This window comes from Psychrobacter sp. 1Y4, from assembly GCF_051847555.1.
Map to the genome: position 1 here is coordinate 1 of NZ_JBPYDE010000096.1, position 1,212 is coordinate 1,212.

Genomic DNA, 1,212 nt, shown 5'->3' on the forward strand with positions numbered 1-1,212 from the left:
TGGTGGGCAGCAGCAGCGCGTGGCGATCGCCCGTGCGGTGATCAATCGCCCCAAACTCCTCCTGCTCGATGAACCACTATCCGCGCTCGATCACAAACTGCGCTTGCAAATGCAGTCTGAGCTCAAGCGTCTACAACGCGAGCTGGGCATTACCTTTGTCTTTGTCACGCATGATCAAGAAGAAGCGCTGTCGATGTCAGACCGCATTGCCGTGATGAAAGACGGCACGTTCCAGCAAATCGGTACGCCTATCGAGATCTATGAGACCCCTGCCAACTTGTTTACTGCCAAGTTTATTGGTGAGACCAATCTGTTTAGAGCTGAGGTCAAGGGTGTCTATCCAGACCTTCCCGATCGCGATGGCAAAGTGACCAATGGACGCATCGAAGTCGAAGTCTGTGAGGCGCAAGCGCAAGAAGGGCCAACAACGCTACGTAATTTGCGCCGACCCAATTTTGCCAATGATGTTCAAGTAGGCGATATCGTCAACTTATTGCTGCGTCCTGAAGACTTACGCATATACGATCCTAAGGACAGCGCTCATGCTGGACTGTTGGGCCGCGTCATCGAAAGTAACTATAAAGGCAGTACGTTAGACTCGATTATTGAATTGGCGAATGGCCATATCATCAAGGCTTCTGAATTTTTTGATGAAGACGACCCAAGCTTTGATTACAAACTCAACGAAGGCGTCAAAGTCTCATGGGTCGATGGCTGGGAGTGGGTATTGCCAGAAGACGCTGACCATACAAACAAGACGACTGCACAAAAGGATGGTAGCTGATGGCCCGCAACCACTTAGGCAGCAAAAGTCCGTTTCGTACGGCAACGCTCTGGCTGATCTGGGGTTGGCTACTCATCTTTGCGCTATTACCAAACATATTGGTCATTGCGGTCAGTTTTTTAACCCGTGATAGCAGCGCCTTTATTAGCTTGCCTGTTAGTATTGACAGCTATGTGCGCATGGTTGATCCGTTATATTTTGAGGTATTTGTTCATTCATTATGGATGGCAGGTATCACAACGGTTATCTGTCTACTGCTGGGCTACCCTTTTGCCTGGCTCGTGTCCAAGGTAAAAGTGCGTTGGCAGCCGTTACTCATGCTGCTGTTGATCCTGCCCTTTTGGACCAACTCTTTGGTGCGTACTTATGCGCTAAAACTGCTCTTTGCGAATAATGGCTTGATTAATAAGTCACTGCTGGCAATCGGT

General features: G+C 49.3%; 2 protein-coding genes. Both read left to right on the top strand.

The features are described from left to right. Positions 1–784: ATP-binding cassette domain-containing protein (locus ACS8FC_RS14445; protein WP_439297272.1), on the top strand; the 784-nt coding region annotated here is incomplete at its 5' end. Continuing rightward, a partial coding sequence (locus tag ACS8FC_RS14450; protein ID WP_459112962.1) for an ABC transporter permease occupies positions 784–1,212 on the top strand: 429 nt, incomplete at its 3' end. The genes ACS8FC_RS14445 and ACS8FC_RS14450, both read left to right, overlap by 1 nt.